Here is a 22,463-nt window from a genome sequence, read left to right as displayed (position 1 = left end):
GCACTGACCCAAAAGCCGCTATCAGTCCAGAGGCTGAATCGGCCTGCGGGCTGATCCTGCATCTTGCATTTGCGTTGACCTTGGCATTCAAATGCCGCCATGCCGCGCTTGGGAGGGCAGCATGCTGGGTGGACACCGTTTGATCCGTTTCGTCATGGGCGCCGTTCTGCTGACAATGGCCGCCGTGCCGCTGGCAGCGGAAACCAAGATAAGCCGCATCGAAGACGTGGACCTGCCGGGGTTCGATTATGCGATCGTCAAGGACACCGACCTCGATGCGTGCGAAGCGGCGTGCACCGACGACAATATCTGCCGCGCCTTCACCTTCAACTCGCGCTCCAACTGGTGTTTCCTCAAGGGCAATGTCGGCGACGAGGTCGAGTTCGATGGCGCCATATCGGGCCGCGTGTCGCGCGCGCCATCGCCGGCGGTAACCGAGGCGGTGCGCCAGGCCGAACTACCATTTCCGGCGCAGGACATCATCGATGCTGCGCGCAGCTTTGCCAACGCGCTTCCCGAAACCGATGCTCCGGCGCCGAAGGCGGTTTATGCCGATCTCGTAGCCTCCGGCGATGAGGAGGTCGCGGCCGAAAACTATCCGGCGGCCATGGTGGCCTATCGCCAGGCGCTCGCGATCAATGGCAATGACCAGCGGATTTGGCAGGCTTTGGCCGAAGCGGCACTGCGCCGGGCCGATGCGGTCAAGGGGCTCGCCGAAGGCGACAACAGCTACGACCTTTCCCTTGTCGGCTCGAACGCGGCCATGAACGCGTTTCTGCGCGCGACGACGATCGAAGCGCGCGCTGCAGCGCTGCGCGCACTCGCCAACAGCATCGAATATCGCGAGATGTGGCGCGAGGCGATCGCAACCTATCGGCTGAGCCTCAAACTGGTGCCCGATGCCGATCTCGACGCCTATCTCGATACCGTCGTGGCCCAGCACGGGTTCCGCGTCACCGACCATGTCGTCGACGCCGAAGCTGCCGCGCCGCGCATCTGTGCCACCTTCTCGAATCCGCTGGCCAGCACCGATCTTTCCGCTTTCGTTTCCGTCGCCAATGCACCCCAGGTTTCGGTCGAGACCGAATATGACCAGATCTGCGTCGAGGGCGTGCAGCATGGCAGCCGCTACGCCATAAAAATCCGTGCCGGGCTGAAATCGGCCGATGGCGAAGAACTGGCCAAGGATGTCGATCTCGACGTCTATGTGCCGGATCGCGCGCCCTTCGTCGGCTTTGCCAACAATGCCTATGTCATGCCGGCCGGGCTTGGCGGCGGCCTGCCGATCACCTCGGTCAATGCCGAAGCGGCCGACGTGATGATCTATCGCATCGGCGATCGCAGCATCGCGACGGCTGTGCGTGACGGCATTTTCCAGGGCAGTCTTTCCGAATATGACGCCGAGGAAATCGCCGACCGGGTCGGCGAGCAGGTCTGGAAGGGCGAGGTCGATCTTGCCCAAGGCGATGTCAATGCCTTGACCACCACCGCCATTCCCGTCGCCGACACGCTCGGGCAGATGGAAGCGGGCGCCTATGTCATCACGGCAAAGGTCAAGGGCGAGGCCGAAGCGGACTATTGGACCGACCTGGCAACGCAATGGTTCATCGTCACCGATCTTGGCCTGACGAGCCTTTCCGGCGACGACGGCGTCCATGCCTTCGTGCGTAGCCTGGATACGGCGGAGCCCGTTGCCGGCGCGACGGTACGTCTTGTCGCGGTCAACAATGAAATTCTTGGGGAAGCGACCACGGACGGTGACGGCCGCGCCGTTTTTGCGCCGGGCCTGGCGCGCGGGGAGGGGGGCCGTGCGCCGCAATTGCTGGTCGCTGAAACATCGGACGGCGATTATGCCTTCCTCGATTTCACCCGGCCGGCATTCGACCTGACCGATCGAGGCGTCGAGGGCCGTCCCTCGCCGGGGCCGCTTGACCTTTTCATGACCACCGAACGCGGCGTCTATCGCCCCGGAGAGACGGTTTATCTCACGGCTCTCCTCCGCGACGCCAAGGCCGAGGCTGTTGTCAATTTGCCGCTGACCCTTGAAGTCGAGCGACCCGATGGCGTCGTCGCCGATAGCCAATTGCTCAATGACGAAGGCGCGGGCGGATATTTCACGGCCCTGCCGATGGCGAGCGAAGCCATGCGCGGCTCATGGACGTTGCGGCTTTATTCCGACCCCAATGCCGAAGCGCTGGCCAGCACGACGTTCCTGGTCGAGGATTTCGAGCCGGAACGTCTTGCCTTCGAAATCACCACCGCGGACGACGGCCCGTTCAGGGCGAACGAGGTCAACCGCATCGATATCGCGGCGAAATATCTTTATGGTGCAACGGCGCCGGGTCTTTCGATCGAGGCCGATGCGATCCTGCGGCCACGCACGACGCTGCCTGAATTCCCCGGCTTCACCTTTGGCCGCACTGACGACACGGTTGAAACGACCCGCGAGCCCCTGGGCACTGTGGGAGTGACCGACGAAACGGGCAATGCGGTCGCCGAGATCAACCTGCCAAGTGCCGAGGTGAGTACGCGGCCGCTCGAAGCCCAGATCCTGCTGCGCCTTGTCGACACAAATGGCCGCACCATCGAACGCAGTATCACCCGGCCGGTCATGGCGGAAACGACGCGGCTCGGCATCAAGCCGGTCTTTGCCGATGCCAGCGGGCTCGCGGAGGGCAGCGAGGCACAGTTCGAATTGATCGCCGTGTCGCCCGAAGGCGAAAAGATTGCCGCCGATCGCATCAGCTGGACGCTGTCGCGGATCGAGACGACCTATCAATGGTATCGCGATGGCAGCACCTGGAAATGGGAAGCCATCACCTCGACGCGCGACGTCGCCAACGGCACTGCCTCAACGCCAGAGGGCGGCTCGGTTACCGTCGGCGCCAATGTCGGCTGGGGTTCCTATCGTCTCGAAGTCGAGAACGGCGAGACCTCGTCGAGCTATGAATTCTATGCCGGCTACTATTATGCCGATGCCGGCAGCGACACGCCCGACACCTTACAGGTAGCCTTGGATAAGCCGGCCTATCGCGTGGGCGACACGGCCAACCTCAAGCTCGACCCGCAATTTGCCGGCAAGGCGCTGGTAATGGTGATCGACAATCGCGTCATCTCGATGGAAGCGGTCGATGTGCCCGAAGGCGGAACCACCGTGCCGCTCGAGGTGACCGAGGAATGGGGTCCCGGCGCCTATGTGACGGCAGTGCTCTATCGCCCGTCCGATGCTGCCGAAAAGCGCATGCCGTCGCGCGCCTTGGGCCTCGCCTTTGCCGATGTCGAGCCGGGCGATCGCAAGCTCGACTTCCAGCTTGATACGCCGGAGGAAACGCTGCCGCGCCAGAGCTTTACGGCCAAGGTCGAGCTCGGCAATCTCGCGGCGGGAGAAACTGCCTTCGTGGCCGTTGCGGCGGTCGATCTCGGCATTCTCAACCTGACCAACTTCAAGGTGCCGGCGCCGGATGACTATTATTTCGGCCAGCGGCAGCTGGGCATGGACATCCGCGATCTTTATGGCTCGCTGATCGATCCGACCCAGGGCCTTGCCGGCGCCATGCGTTCGGGCGGTGATGGCGGAGGCTCGCGCCTCGGCACGCCGCCGCCCACCTCGGTGCTGGTCGCGCTCCATTCCGGCATCGTCGAAGTCGACGAAAACGGCACCGCGACGGTCACCTTCGACATGCCCGACTTCACCGGTACGGTGCGCGTCATGGCCATGGCCTGGACGGCGTCGGCTGTTGGGCACGCCTCGGCCGATGTGATCGTGCGCGATCCGGTGGTCGTGACGCTGAGCCCACCGCGCTTCCTCCGCGTTGGCGACGAGACGCGGCTGCTGGTCGAAATCAACAATGTCGGCGGAGCCGCCGGCACCTATAAGGTCGCGCTATCGACCGGCGAGGGCATCTCGACGTCGGCTGAAACCAGCGATGTCGATCTCGGGGACGGAGAGCGCACCTCGCTCGACCTGCCTCTCAACGGCATGCAGATCGGCGATTGGCCCTTGCAGCTGACGATCACCGCGCCCGATGGATCGGGCCAGACCAAGGATCTGCTTCTTGGTGTGCGCCCGACCAGCGCGCCACTGACGACAAGCCGCCTCGTGCCGATCAAGGCCGGGGGAAGCGTCACGATCGACGACAGCTACTTTGATGACTTCATGGCTGATACGGGCGCCATGACCCTGGCGATCGGGCCGATCGCCCGGCTCGACGTGCCCGGCCTCCTGCTTTCGCTCGATCGCTACCCCTATGGATGCGCCGAGCAGACATCGAGCCGCGCGCTGCCGCTGCTTTATCTCAACGACGTCGCCAAGATGATCGGCATGGCCGAGGACGATAAGCTCAACCAGACGGTGATCGACGCGATTGCCAGCGTGCTAGCTAAGCAGTCCTCTTCGGGTGGCTTCGGGCTCTGGGGACCATTCGACGGTGGCGATCTCTGGCTCGACAGTTTTGTCACTGACTTCCTGCAGCGGGCCAAGGCGGCAGGCTACACGGTACCGGAGCAGGCGTTGAGCATGGCCTTCGATAATCTCTCGAACCAGCTCTCCTATGCCGCCGATTTCGACAATGGCGGCGAGGACATCGCCTATGCGCTCTACGATCTGGCCCGCGCCGGACGCGTAGCCATGGGCGATCTGCGCTATTATTTCGAAGCTCGGCTCACCGCCCTCGGGACGCCGCTGGCTCGAGCGCAGCTCGGCGCTGCACTGGCCCTATATGGCGACAGCACGCGTGCCAATGACGCATTCAAGGCCGCCCTCGACGGCTTCGATGCTCCGCGCAACAACGGATATCGCGCCGACTATGGCAGCAGGCTGCGTGATATGGCAGGTGTTCTGGCGCTGGCAGCCGAATTCAAGCCGACTGCCGTCGACCTGCGCGCCCTGGCCAATCAATTGGCCAAGCTCCGCGACCGGGCCGACTATACCTCGACCCAGGAAGACACCTGGACGCTCCTCGCCGCAGCCGCGCTTGGAGCGAGCAGCACCGATGGCTCGATTACCCTCAACGGCGAGGCGCTGACGGGACAGGTCTATCGCCGCTTTGACGAAACCGATTTCCAGCCGATCGAAATCGGTAATGCGGGATCGTCCGATACCGAGGCCAAGGTGACGGCGACCGGTTATCCTGAAAAGCCGCCTGCAGCCTCGAGCAATGGCTTCACCATCGAGCGCGACTATTATTCGGTCGATGGGACGCCGGTCGATCCGACCGACGGAACGTTGGCGCAGAATGACCGTCTGGTCGTCGTCCTGCGCATCCGGGCGGACAGCGTCGGTTCCGGGCAGTATGTGGTGGCCGATCCCCTGCCGGCGGGCTTCGAGATCGAAAATCCGAACCTGTCGGACGGCGAGGGTGTCTCCGATTTCAACTGGCTGAGCCTTAATACGCCCAACCACGTGGAATCGCGAACCGACCAATATGTGGCGGCGTATCGCTATTCTTCCGATGCCGGCACTATCACCACCGCCTATCTCGTGCGGGCGGTGACGCCGGGGACGTTCGTGCTGCCGGGCGCGACGGTGGAAGACATGTATCGCCCCGAATTCCGGGCGAACACGGATGCCGCCGCCATCGAGATCACCTCCAACACCCCATGATGGTGTTGGAGGAGAAGCCCGAGCCGCAACAGCCGCGCCCCTGGGTGGCGCGGCTGACGCTTTTGGGCTTTTCAGTCTTCGTGTTGGTGCTCGCCGGGGTGATCCAGCTTTCATCCTGGATGACGACGATCGCGCAGACGTTGCCGCCGACGCCGGACCTCGCGACGCTGCCGGTGTCGGCTGAGGTCGTCGATCGCGATGGGCTCTTGCTCCGGCCATTCACAACCGATGGTGGGCGCTGGCGATTGCCGACGACCCGGGCAGCGGTCGACAAGCGGTTCATCGACATGCTGCTCGCCTATGAGGATCGTGGCTTCATGAGCCACGAAGGCATTGCCTGGAATTCCATGGCACGGGCGGCGGGGCAATTTCTTCTGGCTGGCGGGCGCGTGGTGTCGGGCGGCTCGACGCTCACCATGCAGGTGGCGCGGTTGATCGAAGGCCAGCCGACGCGCAACGCCTATGGCAAGCTGAAACAGATGGTCCATGCGGGCCGGCTCGAGACGGAGCTCAGCAAGGACGAAATCCTCGATCTTTACCTGACGCTGGCGCCTTATGGCGGCAACATCGAAGGCATTCGCGCCGCGAGCCTTGCCTATTTCGGGAAGGAGCCGACGCGGTTGACGACGGCGGAGGCGGCGCTGCTCGTGGCGCTGCCGCAATCGCCCGAGGCGCGGCGGCCCGACCGCGATCATGCAGCGGCTCTTGCAAGCCGCAATATGGTGCTCGATCGGCTTGTGGCCATCGGCACGATCGCTGAGGAAGAAGCGCGGGCGGCCAAGCTTGAGCCGATCCCCACGGCGCGCCGGCCGTTCCCGATGATGGCCGCGCACATGGCCGAAGCGGCGGTGCGCGCCGAGCCAGAGGCGCGCACGATTGGACTAACGCTCGACAAGCGGCTGCAGGAAGCGCTGGAGCGGCTGGCTTCGGCGCGGGCGCGGTTGATCGATCCAAAGGTGTCGGTGGCCATTCTTGCTGCGGATATCAGGACGGGCGAGGTGCTATCATCGGTCGGCTCGGCTGGGCTGCTGGCAACGGAGAGTAGCGGCTTCGTCGATATGACCACGGCAATCCGTTCCCCTGGATCGACGCTGAAGCCGCTGATCTATGGACTGGCCTTCGAGCTGGGTCTCGCGCACCCGGAAAGCCTGATCGAGGACCGGCCGACCGCCTTTGGCGGCTATGTGCCGGTCAATTTCGACGGGTTCAACCGCGGCACGGTCACTATTCACGACGCGCTGACGGAGTCGCTGAACATTCCCGCCGTGGTCGTGCTCGATGCGGTTGGGCCAGCGCGCCTCGTCTCGCGCTTGCGGCGCGCCTATGCCGATCCGCGCCTGCCGGTCGATACCGCGCCGAGCCTTGCGGTCGGCCTTGGCGGCGTTGGCATCACGCTGCGCGACCTCGTTTCCGTTTATGCGGCGATCGGCAATGGCGGCAAGCCGGTGCATCTTTATGATGGGCTTGGTCCGTTGCCGGAGCCGGGGCTGACCGCGCCGGTGCTCGATCCCGTGGCGGCGTGGTATGTCGCTGATATCCTGGCCGACGTGCCGCCGCCCCTCAATGGTTCGCCGGGCCGGATCGCCTATAAGACCGGCACGTCCTACGGTTATCGCGATGGCTGGGCGATCGGTTTTGACGGCAAGACGGTCATCGGCGTTTGGGTTGGGCGGCCCGATGGCGCGCCGGTGCCGGGGCTTTCGGGGATTACCGGCGCGGCCCCGATCCTCTTTGAAGCCTTCGATCGCCTCGGCAGTCGCAAGGCCGCGTTGCCAAAAGCACCGCCGGGCGTGCTGTTTGCGTCCAACACTGAACTGCCTGCGCCGCTGAAGCGCTTCCGCCATCCGGACGAAGACCTCGTGGCCCGCGTGTCTTCGCCTGAAATCGCCTTTCCGGGCGACGGGGTCGATGTCGATCTTGGGCTCGGCGCAGGCTCGCAATCGCCGCTGGTGGTGAAAATCCGCAATGGCGTCCCACCCTTTACCTTCTTTGCCAATGGCGCGCCCTTCGGACGTTCGCAGTTTGCGCGGCAGGATACGTGGACGCCGGATGGGCCGGGCTATGTGACGCTGTCTGTGGTCGATGCCGAGGGCAGGGGCGACAGCGTCACGGTGTTCCTCAATTAGCCAAGCTTGCCCTTGAGGCTCTGCTTGATCTTGAAATAATCGGGCCACGGATTTTCGCTTTTGGCGCGCGCAGCCGCGGCGTCGAGCGAAAAGAGATTGGCAGCTTTCAATGTCTTGACCTCGTCCCATGACACCGGGACTGCCACGGGTGCGGTTTCGCGGGAACGGGCGGACCAGGGAGAGATGGCGGTCGAGCCGCGCTCATTGCGAAGATAGTCGAGAAACAGCCGGCCCTTGCGCTTGGCCTTCGACATATTGGCGGTAAAGCGATCAGGCTCGTCCTCGGCCAGGTTTTGGGCAAAGGTCTTGCAGAACTCCTTGACCTCGGGCCATTCGACTTCGGGTTTCAAGGGCACGATGATGTGGATGCCCTTGCCGCCCGAAACCATGGGATAGCTCTTGAGCTTCATGTCGGTGAGGCGCGCGGCAATCTCCTCTGCGGCTGAAATGACCGTATCGAATCCGAGGCCCTCATCAGGATCGAGGTCGAAGACCAGGCGATCGGGCGTTTCGACGGTTTGCCGGCGCGAGCCCCAGATGTGCCATTCGAGCGTATTCATCTGGGTGCCGGCGATGAGGCCGGCGAGATCGTCGACGTAGAAATAGTCCTGCTGTTCGCCGTCCTTTTCCGTGATGGTGGTCGACTTGATTTCTTCGGGAAATCCGCCGGTGTCGTGCTTCTGGAAGAAGCAATATTTGGCGCGGCCCTGTGGGCAGCGGACGAGGCTGAGGGGGCGGTCGGCGATATGCGGCAGCATGACCTCGGCTACGGCCTCGTAATAGGCGACGAGGTCGGCTTTGGTGATGCCCTGGCCGGGAAAGACGACGCGGTTTGGCGAGGTGAGGCGAACGCCGAGGCGCTCGGCGACTTCCTCGCCATCATGTTCGAGCGGTTGAGCCTTTTCCATCTTGACCTCCTCGGCTGGCTTGTCGCCGCGAAGACCAATAAACGAAGGGTGGCGGAGAATGTCGTCCTCGGTCAATTCGGTATAGGCGATCTCGGCGACGAGTTGCGGCTCGACCCAATGGACGCCGCGGACACGCTCGCGGGGCACAGCCTCGAAGGGATTGGTTTTTCGCGGTAGCTTTTCGAGTTTGGCATCCATTTCGACCAGCAGGTTCTGCGTAAAACCGGTGCCGACGCGACCGCGATAGAGGAGCTTGCCCTTTTCCCATGTGCCGAGGAGGAGAGAGGCAAAACCCTTGCGCTTGGTCGAGGGCGACCAGCCGCCGATGACGAATTCCTGGCGCTTGAGGCACTTGATTTTGAGCCAATCGCGATTGCGCTCGCCGCGATAGGGCGCGTCGGCGCGCTTGGCGATGACGCCCTCATGGCCATCCTTGCAGAGGGCGTCGAGCACCTTTTGACCGTGGCCACGGACGTGGGAAGAATATTGGACGGGGTGTTCGCGGCCGGATTTTCCGAGCAGCTTTTCGAGCCGCGCCTTGCGCTCGATGAGGGGGAGCTTGGTCAGGTCCTTGCCGTCGGCTTCGAGGAGGTCGAAGGCAAAGAATTCAAGGCGCCCGCCATTGGTGAGCGTGTTTTTGAGGGTCGAGAAATCCGTGCGGCCTTTGCTGTCGAATGCGCAGATTTCACTGTCGATCACCGCCGAGCCGATTTTTAGCTTCTGGAGCGGTTCGACAAGGGCGCCAAACTTTTCGGTCCAATCGAGACCGCTGCGTGTGAAGAGGCGAACAGCATCGCCTTCGATGGCGGCAAGGCAGCGATAGCCGTCATATTTCATCTCAAAGAGCCAATCCTGGCCGGATGGGACGGTATCGACGAGGGTGGCGAGTTGGACCGGGCGGAAATCGGGCGTTTTGCCCTTGGCTGATTTCCGAGCGGGTGTGCAGGTCTTCTGGTCGGCCTTTTCCGCCTCTTCCGTGTCGGAATGCCAGACGGCATCAGGCTCGACATCGGTCTCCTTGCTCGGCGCAGCGCCGCTGGCGATCTGCTTGAAATCGCGGCCGGAGGCGACGGAGCGCGTGAAGCGCGTCGTCAGGGTGTCCTTGTCCCGGGCGTAGGAATCCTTGTGCTTGATGAGGAGCCAGTTCTCGCGTGGGGGGCCGCTTTTGCGCTTGGTGTCCCTTCCCTTCATATGGACGAGGACATATTCGCCTTTGAGGCGCTCGCCAAAGATGCGCATCTTGAGGTCGCCGCTTTCGAGCCCCTCATGCGGATCGCCAATGGGCTCCCAGGTGCCCCTGTCCCAGAGCATGACGGTTCCGCCGCCATATTCGCCTTCGGGGATCATGCCTTCAAAGCCGCCATATTCGAGCGGATGATCCTCGACGCGGACAGCGAGACGCTTGTCTTCGGGATTGTTCGAGGGCCCCTTGGTGACGGCCCAGCTCTTGAGGACGCCATCGAGTTCGATACGGAAATCATAATGAAGGCGCGTCGCATCGTGCTTCTGGATGACGAAACTACCGCGCGCCGACTTGCCGGCCTTGGGAGCGGCGCCGGCCGGCTCCTGCGTCTTGGCGAAATTTCGCTTGGCCTTATAGTCCGTTAAGAGGTCCTGCGCCTTGCTGGCCATGATCGGCTCCCGAGGGTCGTTTCTGGCGACTCAACGTCGATGGGGCGAGCGCGTTCCGGCCCACAAAGCCCAGTTGACAATCACCCCGCGCCGGTCAAAATTTGACTGACTGGTCAAATTTCTTGGCCGAAGGGAACGTGGGGACGGGACGATGGAATTCGGCATCACCTTCAAGGGGTTCATCGAGGCAGAACGGGCGCGATACCTGGTGCGCGCTGCCGAGTTCGCCGGCTTCGATTATTGCTGGTTCTATGATTCACATATCCTGTGGCGCGACTGCTATGCGGCGATCGCCATGTGCATGGAGCACACGACCAAGATGCGGTTCGGGCCGCTGGTCACCAATCCTGACGTGCGCGACTGGTCGGTGGCGGCGTCGATCTTTGGCTCGCTTTCCAAGCAGAGCGGCGGGCGGTTTGATCTAGCGGTAGGGCGCGGGGACTCGTCCATGCGCGTCATGGGCAAGAAGCCGGCGACGCTGAAACGCGTGGCCGAATTCATCGACAAGACCAAGGCCATGGTGCGCGGTGAAGAGGTTTCCTATGGCGAAATCCCCGCGCCGGTGAAGTTTCCCTGGGCGGTTGGCCACGACATGCCGAGCTGGATTGCGGCCTATGGTCCGCTGGCGCTGAAGACAGCGGGCGAAAGCGCAGAAGGTGTAGTGCTGCAGATTGCCGATCCGGGGCTCTGCAAGTGGTTCACGGACCAATGCATCGAAGCGGGCACGGCTGCGGGCAAGGATATGTCTAACTATCGCTCGATGGCGGCGGCGCCGGCCTATTTTGGCGACAAGAAGCGGGCGATCGAACATGTAAAATGGTTCCCGGCGATGGTGGGCAACCACGTTGCTGATATCGTTGAAAAATATGGGACGGAAAGCGGCAAGGTGCCGGCGAGCTTGACGAGCTATATCGAGAAGCGCCGTGGCTATGATTACTCCAAGCACGGGCAGGCGGATAATCCGTTTCTCGATTTCATTACCGACGATGTGGTGGAGAGTTTCTGCGTACTCGGTGATCCCGACGAGCATGTCGCCAAGGTGCGTGAGCTCGAGGCGGCGGGCGTGACGCAGTTCAACATCTATCTCGATAGTGGCGATGAGGAAGAGATCATTGCCGGCTATGGGCGGCATGTGATTCCGGCGTTCCGCTGAAGGTTTGACCCCCACCTAACCTCCCCCTGGTAGGGGGAGGGATCTGCCGGTGGCTTATTGGCGACGCGGCAAGAACGGATTTGTCCCTCCCCCTTCGAGGGGGAGGTTAGGTGGGGGTACCCGCCGGGCTTCGGAGGAGACCAAAAATGCGGTTTGGATATAAGGCTTCGGCCGAGCAGTTTTCACCCAATAAGCTTCTGCAGTTCGCCATCGAGGCGGAGCAGGGCGGGTTCGATTCTGTGTTCGTCAGCGACCATTTCCAGCCCTGGAAACATACCGATGGCCATGCGCCGTTCGCACCGGCCTGGATGGCAGCGGTGCTCGCCAAGACGGAGCGGATAACGCTTGGGACATCGGTGCTGACGCCGACATTTCGGCTGCATCCGTCGGTCGTGGCGCATGCCTTTGGCACTTTGGGGGCGATGTTTCCTGGGCGCGTCATTTTGGGCGTTGGGACGGGCGAGGGGCTCAATGAAGTGCCGGCCACCGGGATCGAATGGCCGGAGCTGAAAGAGCGCTCGGCGCGGTTGCGGGAGGCCATAAAACTGATCCGGCAGCTTTGGAGCGAGGATCGGGTTAGTTTCGAGGGGCAGTATTACAAGACTGTCAACGCGACGATCTATGACAAGCCCGACGAGATGGTGCCGATCTATATTGCGGCGGGTGGACCACTGAATGCGAAGTTTGCCGGGCGAGAGGGTGATGGCTTCATCTGTACGTCGGGTAAGGGTGCTTCGCTCTATGTCGATGAATTGCTGCCCAACGTTGCCGTGGGATGCCAGGAGTCGACGCGGGCGGATAAGCCGTTCGAGCGGATGATCGAGGTAAAAGTGTCGTTCGATACCGATGCCGAGCGCGCGCTGAACGACACGCGGAACTGGGCGGCGCTGTCGCTTTCGGCTGAGGAAAAGCACTCGGTGCAGGATGCCGAAGAGATGGAACGATTGGCTGATCAATTGCCGATCGAGCGGGTGGCGAAGCGCTGGATCGTGTCGAGCGATCCCGAGGAGCACGTGGCGCAGATAAAGACCTATATGGACTATGGGTTCGACCACCTGGTGTTTCATGCGCCGGGGACGGACCAGAGCCGGTTTCTGAGCCTTTATGCCAAGGAAATCCTGCCGCGGCTGAAAGCGCTGGGCTGAAGGAGACGACGATGTCGGTGCCAGCATTCACTGTTTGGGGCGTGACCGGCATTCCCGAAATTGCCGAGGGCGATGATCTCGTGGCGCTGATCGGTGATGCGATCGCCGCCATGGGAGCAGAGCATGCGCTGAGGGATGGCGATATTCTGGTCGTGACCAGCAAGATCGTTTCCAAGGCCGAAGGGCGCATGGTGCCGGCCGTGGACCGCGAAAAGGCAATCGCCGACGATACTGTGCGGGTCGTGGCCGAACGCGTGCATCCTGGTGGCGTGACGCGGATCGTCGAGACCAAGCAGGGCATGATCATGGCGGCGGCCGGTTTGGACATGTCCAATGTGCCGGAAGGTTTTGCGTTGAAATTGCCGGAAGACCCTGATCGCTCGGCGCGGGCGCTGTGTGCGGGATTGCGGGATCGGTTCGGCGTTCGGCTCGCCATTATCGTGACCGACACTGTCGGGCGGCCATGGCGCGTGGGGCAGACGGATCTTGCAATCGGCGCAGCGGGGCTGCAGCTGACGGACGATCTGCGCGGCGCCAATGACGCCAATGGGCGGCCGCTGCATGTGACCATGGCTGTGGTGGCCGACGAGTTGGCCGGAGCTGCGGACCTCGTCAAGGGCAAGACTTCGGGCATTCCCGTCGCTGTCGTGCGCGGCATGGGGCGGCTCGTCGCTGGGCTCGACGCACCGGGGGCAAGAACCCTGGTGCGCACCGGCGATGACGACATGTTCCGCTTCGGCTCGGCCGAGGCCTATCGGCTGGGCTATGAGGCCGCGATGGCGGAAATGAAGCGCGGCAAGATTTCTCACGAACGCTCGAAAGAGCAAAAGCAGGACTGACCCATGCGTGTTTTCACGTATCTTTTGGCCGCCACCACGCTGGCCACTTTTGCCGTGCCGGCCTTCGCGACGGATTATCCGGTTGAGATCGACAATTGCGGCATGGCGCTGACGATCGACCAGGCGCCGCAGCGGGTCGTCGCAATCAAGTCGACGGCGGCTGAACTGTTGTTGGCGCTTGGGCTTGAGGACAGGCTGGTGGGCCTTGCTTTTCTAGATGGTCCGCTGCCTGAACCTTTTGCGAACAGCAATACTCCCGTGCTGTCCGACAAATTGCCGTCGCAGGAAGTTGTGCTCGAGACCGAGCCAGATTTCATCTATGGCGGCTGGGAAAGCAATTTTGCGGCTGATGGCGCAGGCGAACGGCCAGCGCTGGCAGAACTGGGGATAACGAGCTATGTCGCGCCGGCGGCTTGTCGCTCGGTTAAGCCGGAAAAGCTCAGCTTTGACCAGCTTTTCGCCGAGATCGCCGAGATGGGCGCGATCTTCAATGTCGAGACGGCGGCGGCAAATCTGATCGAGGAGCAGAAGGCGGCACTGACCGAAGTGAAGGCGGATGATCGTGGCCTGACTGCGCTCTGGTATTCCTCGGGCACCAAGACGCCCTATGTCGGCGCGGGCAGCAATGCGCCGGAAATGATCCTGGAGGCATTGGGGCTCAAGAACATCTTCGCCGATGTCGACGAAGGTTGGACGCAGGCGAGCTGGGAAGCGATCGTCGACGCCAATCCCGATGTGATCGTCCTCGTGGATGCGGCCTGGAACTCGGCCGAAGCGAAGAAGAAGCTGCTGGCGGAAAATCCGATCACCTCGAAGATGGATGCGGTGATCAATGAGCAGTATCTGATTATTCCGTTCCCGGCTTCGGAAGCGGGTGTGAGGAATGTGCCGGCGACGGTGGATCTGGCCGGGCAGTTGGCTGGGCTGAGTTTTTGAGGCTTGGTGATCACGTATAGACTTAATTCACCCCCTCCCAACCTCCCCCATCAAGGGGGTGGTGTCACATTGAGTTTCTGGCAGGATCGGGTCCCACGCACCGGCCTTCGCCTCCCCTTTGATGGGGAAGGTCGGGAGGGTGTGTTTGCGTGACCCGATCACTGCACACCACCGCCTTCGCGGCCCTCTGGCTCTTGCTTCTCGCCAGCGCTGTCCTCGCCGTCACTTTCGGCCCGGCAGACATTAACCCCGCTGAAGTCTGGACCACCATTCTCCATCACCTCGGCCTTATTCCCGAAAGCCCGGTGTCTCGGTTGCGCGATGCCATCGTTTGGGACTTGCGCCTCCCACGAGTGATCGCGGCGCTTGGCGTTGGGGCAGGGCTGGCGCTGGCAGGCGCCGTCATGCAGGCGCTGACGCGCAATCCGCTGGCTGATCCTTACCTGCTGGGGCTGTCATCGGGGGCGGCGCTCGGCGCTGTGGCGCTGGTCGTGGTTGGGCTGACGGCGTTCGTGCCGCTAGGCGCCTTCATTGGGTCGCTTGCAGCGTTAGGTCTGGCGCTTGCGGTGACGCAGGTTTTGGGCGGGACAACGCCAGTGCGGGCTATTCTCGCCGGCATTTCGATTTCGGCGCTGGCTTCGGCGGCAACCTCGTTCATCATCTTCTGGTCGGCTACGGGAGATTCCTATCGGGAAATCCTCAGTTGGCTGATGGGCTCGCTGAGCGGGTCGACATGGATCGATGCGGCGCTGGTTGCGGGGGCGATAATGATCTGCGCGCCGTTCATGGTCCTTTCGGCGCGCGGGCTCGATGCCTTTGCGTTTGGCGACAAGGCGGCGGCGAGCCTCGGGGTGGATGTCGTGCGATTGCGCTGGATGCTGTTGCTGGCTTCGGCGCTGCTTACGGGGATCATGGTCGCGATCGGCGGTGCCATTGGCTTTGTCGGACTGGTCGTTCCTCATGCCGTGAGGCTGGCAGTGGGGTCGGGGCACCGGCGACTGCTGCCAGCGACGATGCTGGTCGGGGCGATCTTCATGCTGTGGGCCGACACGCTGGCGCGGGCGCTGTTCGATCCACGCGAATTGCCGGTGGGCATAGTGACCGCGCTGGTCGGTGCGCCGGCGTTCCTCCTCATTCTCATGCGCTATAGGCGGATCACGTGATGACCGGCCTCGAAGTGCGAGGACTGACGATTTCGCTTGGCGGGCCGCCGATCGTCGATAGGGTCGATCTCACTGCACCACGCGGAAAAATTACCGGGCTCGTGGGGCCGAACGGCGCCGGCAAGTCGACGCTCATCGGCACTGTTGTCGGCTTGAACCGGCCCGTGGAGGGGACCGTCCATTTTAGCGGCGATGATTTGTTAGGTTTGGATAGGCGCGCTCGGGCGCGCCTTTGTGCCTATGTCGAGCAGGCGGCGACGACAGAGGAAAGACTCACAGTTGCCGAGGTCGTTGCCCTGGGACGCATCCCTTTTGCACCGGCCTGGGCCTCGGGACCGGATCCGGCCGACGAAAAAAGCTGCATGGAAGCCCTGTCACGCCTCGGAATGTCGGCATTTGCCGGACGGCAGTTCGCCACGCTGTCGGGCGGAGAGCAGCAGCGCGTGCACATGGCGCGGGCGCTGGCGCAGCAGCCGCAGCTCCTGCTTCTCGATGAGCCGACGAGCAGTCTCGATATCCGCGGTCAATTGCAGGTTTTTGCTCTACTCAGGAGTCTCGCAACCGAGGACTGCACCGTCTTGATGGCACTGCACGATCTCAACCTTGCACTGACGCGGTGCGATTGGCTCGTGGTGATGAACCATGGTCGCGTGGTGGCCGAAGGGGCGCCGATGGAAGTTTTGACCGAGCGTCTGATTGCAGACGTCTATGGCGTTGAGGCTCGACGCATTCAAGGGCCCGTCGGCCCAGTCATCGTTTTCGAGACGGCCTTATAACCCCGGTTAAGGTCGGATTCAGCATGGCACTCGGTAAAGCGGGATACGTAACGTCTCCGAAAGACGTACCAACCTAAGGTAAATAGGTATTTTTTCGGATGGCGAAACGTGCTCGCAATTCTCGATTTCTTTTTCCGGGGCCATGATCTGTGGTTCGTGGCACTCGCTGCTGCGGTATGCCTGCTATCTGCCTATGCCTGCATGAGTTTGTTGCGCCACGCCATGCGCATGACGGGGCGAATGCGCCGCATCTGGACGGCGGTCTCAGCCGTGTCGGTGGGCATGGGCATCTGGTCGACGCACTTTGTCGCCATGCTGGCCTTCCGCCCCGGCTTCGCGCTGCAATACGATGTTCTGCTCACCGGGCTGTCTTTGGTCATCGCCATCAGCGTCTGTGGTGCCGGCCTTGCCATGGCAATCCGCGGCGCCGGTCCGGCGGATCGGTTCCTTGGGGGCGCAGTAATCGGGGTCGGCATCTCCTCGATGCACTATGTCGGTATTGCCGCATTGCTGCTCGATGGCCAACTCGTCTGGGACAACGGTCTTGTCGTCGCCTCGATCATTGCCGGCATCATTCTTTCCGGTCTTGCAGTGGTCGTCGCGACCGACGGCGCGCGCTCGCGCCTCTTCGGTGGCGTGGGGCTGCTCACTCTTGCCATCTGCGCCATGCACTTCACGGCCATGGGCGCGTCCGACTTCAGCAATTGCATGCCCTTGCTCGGCGCCATGGCGCCGCTCGACGGGGGCGTGATCTCCGTCATCGCCGCTCTTGTGAGCCTTTTCATCATTGCCGCTGCGCTTGGCAGCATCGTGCTCGATGAGGCAGACCGCCGCCGCACCGAGCGCGAAAACCTGCGCCAGCTGGCCGACGCGGAGCGTATCGCCAGCGTCAGCCAGAAGCTTGAACTGGCGCTGACCCATATGGGCCAGGGCTTGGCGCTCTTTTCGGCCGAGGGGCAGTTGCTGCTTCACAACGAGCGTTTGACCGAATTGCTCGGCCTGCCGAAAGGCAGGTTGATCGAAGGCGAGATGCTCGAAGACATTTGCCGCGCCGCGGCCAATCTCTCGGATGCGGATGAACAGAGCCGCGAAGCGCGTGCTCGCGAACTGACAGAACAGCACCGGGCACTCGCCGCACAGGGCGGGCAGGTGATCCACAGCTTTGAGGGGCAGCGCTTTCTCAGGGTTCAGCATAATCCAACAGGCGATGGACGCTGGGTGACGCTGATGGAAGACATCACCGACACCAAGCGTAATGAGGCCGCCATTGCCCATCTGGCCAAGCACGACACGCTGACGGGCCTTCCCAATCGTGCACGGTTCGATGAACTGTTCGACATGGCCCTGTCAGAGGCCGCCGAGCGCGAAACGCAGATCGGCATCGTTGCCATCGACCTCGACCATTTCAAGGACATTAACGACAGCTATGGCCACGCAACCGGCGACCAGGTCTTGCGTGTGCTCGCCGAGCGGTTATCGAACGTCCTCCGGCCCGGAGAAGTAATAGCCCGGCTAGGCGGCGACGAGTTTGTGGCGCTGAAACCGTTCTCGGTGATCGAAAGCCTGCGTGAGTTTCTTGAACGCGTCGAGGGTGAGCTTTTCGGGAGCGTGCAGTATCAGGACGTGGTGATCGCCACATCGGGCAGCATCGGTGTTGCCATCTATCCACAGGACGGCCGCGATCACTCCAAGCTTTTGAGCAATGCCGACCTCGCGCTTTATCGTGCCAAGGCCGAGTTCGAAACGCGCGTCTGCTACTATGAAAGCGAAATGGACGAGCACGCGCGCCAGCGGCGCGCAATGGCCAATGACCTCTGGCAGGCGCTCGAAAACAATGCGTTCAACCTCGTCTATCAGGTGCAGAAATCGGTCTCGACGGGCGAGATCACGGGCTATGAAGTGCTCCTGCGCTGGGATCGCGAGGGATATGGTCCGGTGTCACCGGCCGAATTCATTCCTGTTGCCGAAGAATGCGGCGCCATCAATGCGATCGGCGCCTGGGTGTTGCGAACCGCCTGCACGGAAGCGGCAAGCTGGCCCGAGCCGCACAAGATCGCCGTCAATGTATCCGGGATGCAGCTCTCACAGATTGAACTCGTCGATCTCGTCAAGATCGTGCTTTATCAGTCGGGCCTTGCTCCCGATCGGCTGGAGCTCGAGGTCACCGAAACGGCCATCATCAACGACAAGAAGCGGGCGTTGAACATCCTGACCCAGATCAGGGCGCTGGGCGTGTCGATCGCGATCGACGATTTCGGCACGGGCTATTCCTCGCTTGCAACGCTGCGCAGCTTCCCGTTCGACAAGATCAAGCTCGATCGCTCCTTCATGAGCGAAGTGGAGCATTCCGAACAGAGCAAGGCCATCGTGCGCGCCATCTTGGCGCTGGGACGCAGCCTTTCGGTGCCAGTTCTTGCCGAAGGCGTCGAGACCATCGAGCAGCTCGATGTATTGCGTCTCGAAGGCTGCAATGAAGCCCAAGGCTTCTTTCTGGGCAGGCCAGCGGCGATGGACTGGGAGCCTTCCGCGGCGCTGCAGCGCGCCTGAGGCGAGAGCAACCCGCAAGCACAAAGGGCGCCACGAGGGCGCCCTTTGCATTTTCGCTTTTGTTGCCGATCAGAACGGGCTGTTTGGATCGAGGAATTCGGCGGCGTTGTCCTTGGTGATCAGGGTCGATTCAAGGATGAAACGGCCATTGACGTGGACGCCACCGACGAGGTGCGATGTCGTCAGTTCGATTGCCGTGGCGATCATCGCCGGGCTGTAGCTGACATCGACCGGGGTGAGTGCATCGCCGTTGGCGACGGCGTTGAGGATTTGCTGCATGCCGGCGCCGCCGACGATGAACATTTCCTTTTCACGGCCGGCTTGCTTGATGGCCTCCATGGCGCCGAGCGAGATGTCGTCGTCCTGGGTCCACACGGCCTTGATATCGGGGAAGCGGGTCAGGAAGTCCTGCATCACCTTGAAGCCGTCATCACGGTTCCAGTTGGCGAATTCGTCGTCGAGAACCTTGATGTTGCTGCCTTCGATGCCCGACATGAAGCCATCGAAACGCTGCTGGTCGATCGGGATCGGCAGGCCGCGCAAGATGACGATGTTGCCGCCGTCCGGCAGCTGTTCCTTGATATAGGCAGCGGCATTGGCGCCGAGGCCAGGATTGTCGCCGGCGACGTAGAGATCTTCGACGCCATTGATCGAGAGCTGGCGGTCGACGACGGTGACGAACTTGCCAGCATCCTTGACCTGCTTGATGGCGGAGGTCATGGCGTCTGGATCACCTGGCAGGATGACGAGGGCGTCGATGCCGCGGGTCGAGACCATATCTTCGATGTCGGCGATCTGCTTGGGCGCGTCAGGCGCGGAAGCAAAGACGAATTCGACATCGGGGTAGGTGGTGCTGAGGCGGTCGATCGCCTGCTGGGCGAAATAGTTGACGCCACCAGTCCAGCCATGGTCGGCCGCCGGCACGGAAACGCCAATGGTCACCTTATCCTGGGCGAATACCGAGCCCATGAGGCCGCCAGCGACAACCGCCGACGCCAGAAGGGTTTTTGCCAGTTTCATTTTTAGTCCTCCCGAAATGCCCTTTGTTGGGCGATGTAAACTGTATGATCAGGCGTTCTTGCGCCCGCGCTGCAGCAGCACGGCAAGAATGATGATGACGCCCTGGAAGGCCCCGTTGAGATAGGGGCTGATGAGGCTCTGAAGATTGAGGATGTTGCCGATGAGGCCGAGGATGACGACACCGACCACCGTGCCCCAGATCCGGCCATAGCCGCCCTTAAGGGTGGTGCCGCCGATGATCACGCCGGCGATGGCTTCGAGTTCCCAGAGGACGCCCGTGGTGCTCGAGGCGGAGCCGAGGCGCGGCACATAAAGCAGCACCGCGACGCCGACGAGTACGCCCTGCAGGATGTAGGTCAGGAGCCGCACGTTATCGACATTGATCGAGGAGTAGCGGGCGACCTGCTCGTTCGAGCCGATAGCAGCGCAATAGCGGCCGAAAGCGGTATAGCGCATCACGACCTCGCCACCGATGGCGACGAGCGCAAAGACGATGATCGGCCATGGCACCCCGAGGAGGCCGGCATAGTAGACCGGGCGATAAACGTCGGCGACCTGGAAATTCAGCGACAGCGTGCCGCCATCGGCGAGGAACGTCACGAGCGAGCGGAAAATGCCCATGGTGCCGAGGGTGACGATAAAGGCTTCGATGCGCCCTCGCGTGATCATGGTGCCGTTAAAGACACCTGCGACGCCGCCGAGCAGAATGCCCGTCGCCATGCCGGCGATGACGACGCCCCAGCCGATGCCCATGGTCGGGATCAGCCAGTTCATGACCATGATCATGACCCCGGCGATGACCGCAGCCATGGAGCCGACTGAGAGGTCGAGCCCTCCGGCGGTGATCACGAAGGTTGCGCCGATGGCAATAATACCAATGAAGGAAGATCGGGCGAGGACGTTGGTCAGGTTGTTGTAGCTCAGGAAATTCTCGTTAAGCGAGATGCCGAGCAGGACCAGCAGGGCGAGCGCCAGGAGCGGCCCCACAGTCTTGAGATCGAGGCGGAAGCCGCGCTTGGGTTTTGCCGGAATATCAGGCGCTGATACGCTCATCGTTTCCACTCTTGATGCCAGCGGCGTACCGCATGATTTCTGCTTCGGTGATTTCCGCGCCCTCAAGGACGCCCGTCAGACGGCCTTCGCGCATCACCACCACGCGGTGGCTGAGGCCGATCACTTCCTGCATTTCCGAGGAGATGAGGATGATCGATTTGCCCTCGGCAGCGAGCGCGGCGATGATGTGATAGATCTGCTGCTTGGTGCCGACATCGATGCCGCGGGTCGGCTCATCCATGATGATGATATCCGGCTCGCTCTCCATGGTCTTGCCCAGCATCAGCTTTTGCTGATTGCCGCCGGAAAGCCGCCCGACGGCGACAGATGCGTCGCGCGCACGGATATCGAAACGGCGCACGGCGCGCTCGAGAGCGCGATCCTCGCTGGAGCCATCAAGGAAGCCGGCCTTGATATGCTTGTCGAGCGTCAGGAGCGTCAGATTTGGCCGGAGGCCCATATTCAGCAAGAGGCCTTTGCCTTTGCGATCCTTGGTCATGTAGGCAAGGCCCGCATCGACCGATTGGGCGACCTGGGTGAAGTTGACCGGCTTGCCATCGAGCGCGATATCGCCGCCAGTGCGGTGGCTGAGGCCGACGATGGCTTCGGCAACGGCGGTGCGGCCCGAACCGATGAGGCCGGCAAAGCCGAGAATTTCGCCGCGTTTCAGGTCGAAGGAAATGTCGCGAACGCCCTTGGCCGACAGATTGCGGACGCCGAGCACGACGGGTGCATCGACATCGGGTTCGTGCTTGGGCGGATAGAGATTGGAAAGCTCGCGGCCGACCATCATCTGAGCGATGGAATCGGGCGTTAGCGCCTCGGTGCCAACGGTGGCGATCAACTGGCCATCGCGGAGAACCGTGACGCGATCGGCCAGTTCCATGATCTCATCGAGCTTGTGCGAGATGAAAATGACGGCGACGCCACGGGCAGTGAGGCGGCGGATCTGTTCGAACAGCGTCTGTGTTTCGCCCACCGAAAGCACGGCAGTCGGCTCGTCCATGATGAGAACGCGTGCGTCCCGGCTGATCGCCTTGGCGATCTCGACCATTTGCTTGTCAGCGACCGAGAGGGTGCTGATGCGGTCGTCAGGGTCGACGCGGACATGGAGCGTGTCCATCAGGGCGGCAGCGCGTTTGCGCATCTCGCCGATATCGAGAAAACCGAAGCGCTTGATCTCGCGGCCGAGAAAGATTGATTCCGAGGCGGTCAGATGTTCGGCAAGGTTCAGTTCCTGATGGATCAGCACGATGCCCATCCCTTCCGCCTTGCCATCGGGCGGGAGCGTTACCGTCTGGCCATCATAGGTGATGGTGCCAGAGGTAGGCTGCTCGATGCCGGAGAGAATCTTGATGAGCGTGGACTTGCCGGCGCCGTTTTCGCCGATGATGGCGTGAACTTCACCGGGCTTGATGTCGAAATCGATGCTGAACAGCACCGGAATTTCACCGAAGGATTTGGAAATGCGATTGGCCGACAGAATGGCAGGCGCAGGTGTGCCGTCGGCGCTGTTCATCGCAAAACCTCCCCCATGGACGCGGCCTGTTGACCCCGGCTCGT

At 62.2% G+C, this 22,463-nt stretch carries 13 protein-coding genes; 9 read left to right on the top strand and 4 right to left on the bottom strand.

Translation table 11 applies throughout. The features are described from left to right. The first annotated feature begins 121 nt into the window (after positions 1-121). Positions 122-5,602, top strand: a complete 5,481-nt coding sequence (locus VW35_RS16905) for an alpha-2-macroglobulin family protein (protein ID WP_052951819.1) — start codon at positions 122-124, stop codon at positions 5,600-5,602. Continuing rightward, positions 5,599-7,728 carry a penicillin-binding protein 1C gene (gene pbpC, locus VW35_RS16900; protein ID WP_244465932.1) on the top strand — a complete coding sequence of 710 codons (2,130 nt, stop codon included), beginning with the start codon at positions 5,599-5,601 and terminating at the stop codon, positions 7,726-7,728. Before VW35_RS16905 ends, pbpC begins: the two co-directional genes overlap by 4 nt. On the opposite strand, the gene ligD is transcribed toward pbpC, so the two are convergent. After that, entirely contained in the window at positions 7,725-10,268 is a 2,544-nt protein-coding gene (gene ligD, locus VW35_RS16895; protein WP_046144270.1) for a DNA ligase D, read from the bottom strand. The two genes, pbpC and ligD, sit on opposite strands and share 4 nt — an antisense overlap. Before the next feature lie 151 nt (positions 10,269-10,419). Here ligD and VW35_RS16890 point away from each other — a divergent pair, with 151 nt between their 5' ends. The 7 genes from VW35_RS16890 (at position 10,420) to VW35_RS16860 (ending at position 18,827) form a co-directional block, all read left to right on the top strand. Beyond that, on the top strand, positions 10,420-11,421 hold the full coding sequence (locus tag VW35_RS16890; protein WP_046144269.1) for a TIGR03842 family LLM class F420-dependent oxidoreductase: 1,002 nt from the start codon (positions 10,420-10,422) through the stop codon (positions 11,419-11,421). Between the two features lie 146 nt (positions 11,422-11,567). Beyond that, positions 11,568-12,566 (top strand): glucose-6-phosphate dehydrogenase (coenzyme-F420), encoded by a 999-nt coding sequence (fgd, locus tag VW35_RS16885; protein WP_046144268.1) that lies wholly within the window; start codon positions 11,568-11,570, stop codon positions 12,564-12,566. An 11-nt stretch (positions 12,567-12,577) separates the two neighbouring features. Beyond that, the gene (gene cofE / locus VW35_RS16880; RefSeq protein WP_046144267.1) at positions 12,578-13,405 is read left to right on the top strand and encodes a coenzyme F420-0:L-glutamate ligase; all 828 of its coding nucleotides are present in this window, start codon (positions 12,578-12,580) and stop codon (positions 13,403-13,405) included. Between the two features lie 3 nt (positions 13,406-13,408). Further along, positions 13,409-14,341, top strand: coding sequence for a putative F420-0 ABC transporter substrate-binding protein (locus tag VW35_RS16875; RefSeq protein ID WP_046144266.1), 933 nt, complete (start codon positions 13,409-13,411; stop codon positions 14,339-14,341). Between the two features lie 149 nt (positions 14,342-14,490). After that, the gene (locus VW35_RS16870; protein ID WP_152662642.1) at positions 14,491-15,504 is read left to right on the top strand and encodes an iron chelate uptake ABC transporter family permease subunit; all 1,014 of its coding nucleotides are present in this window, start codon (positions 14,491-14,493) and stop codon (positions 15,502-15,504) included. Then, on the top strand, positions 15,504-16,280 hold the full coding sequence (locus tag VW35_RS16865) for an ABC transporter ATP-binding protein (protein ID WP_046144265.1): 777 nt from the start codon (positions 15,504-15,506) through the stop codon (positions 16,278-16,280). The genes VW35_RS16870 and VW35_RS16865 overlap by 1 nt, the downstream gene beginning before the upstream one ends. Positions 16,281-16,388: 108 nt before the next feature. Then, complete coding sequence (locus VW35_RS16860) at positions 16,389-18,827, top strand: bifunctional diguanylate cyclase/phosphodiesterase (protein WP_046144264.1); 2,439 nt, start codon at positions 16,389-16,391, stop codon at positions 18,825-18,827. A gap of 69 nt (positions 18,828-18,896) precedes the next feature. Here the strand turns inward: VW35_RS16860 and VW35_RS16855 are convergent, their stop codons facing one another. From VW35_RS16855 to VW35_RS16845, 3 genes are read right to left on the bottom strand one after another with little or no spacing between them, the layout of a single operon-like run. Beyond that, the gene (locus VW35_RS16855; RefSeq protein WP_046144263.1) at positions 18,897-19,847 is read right to left on the bottom strand and encodes a substrate-binding domain-containing protein; all 951 of its coding nucleotides are present in this window, start codon (positions 19,845-19,847) and stop codon (positions 18,897-18,899) included. A gap of 48 nt (positions 19,848-19,895) precedes the next feature. Beyond that, entirely contained in the window at positions 19,896-20,900 is a 1,005-nt protein-coding gene (locus VW35_RS16850) for an ABC transporter permease (RefSeq protein ID WP_035082583.1), read from the bottom strand. Next, the gene (locus VW35_RS16845; RefSeq protein ID WP_046144262.1) at positions 20,881-22,419 is read right to left on the bottom strand and encodes a sugar ABC transporter ATP-binding protein; all 1,539 of its coding nucleotides are present in this window, start codon (positions 22,417-22,419) and stop codon (positions 20,881-20,883) included. The genes VW35_RS16850 and VW35_RS16845 overlap by 20 nt, the downstream gene beginning before the upstream one ends. Positions 22,420-22,463: the final 44 nt, after the last annotated feature.

It is taken from the genome of Devosia soli, from assembly GCF_000970455.1.
Taxonomy (GTDB): Bacteria; Pseudomonadota; Alphaproteobacteria; order Rhizobiales; family Devosiaceae; genus Devosia; species Devosia soli.
Note: the sequence above shows the minus strand (reverse complement) of the source record. Positions and strands in the feature narration are given on the sequence as shown.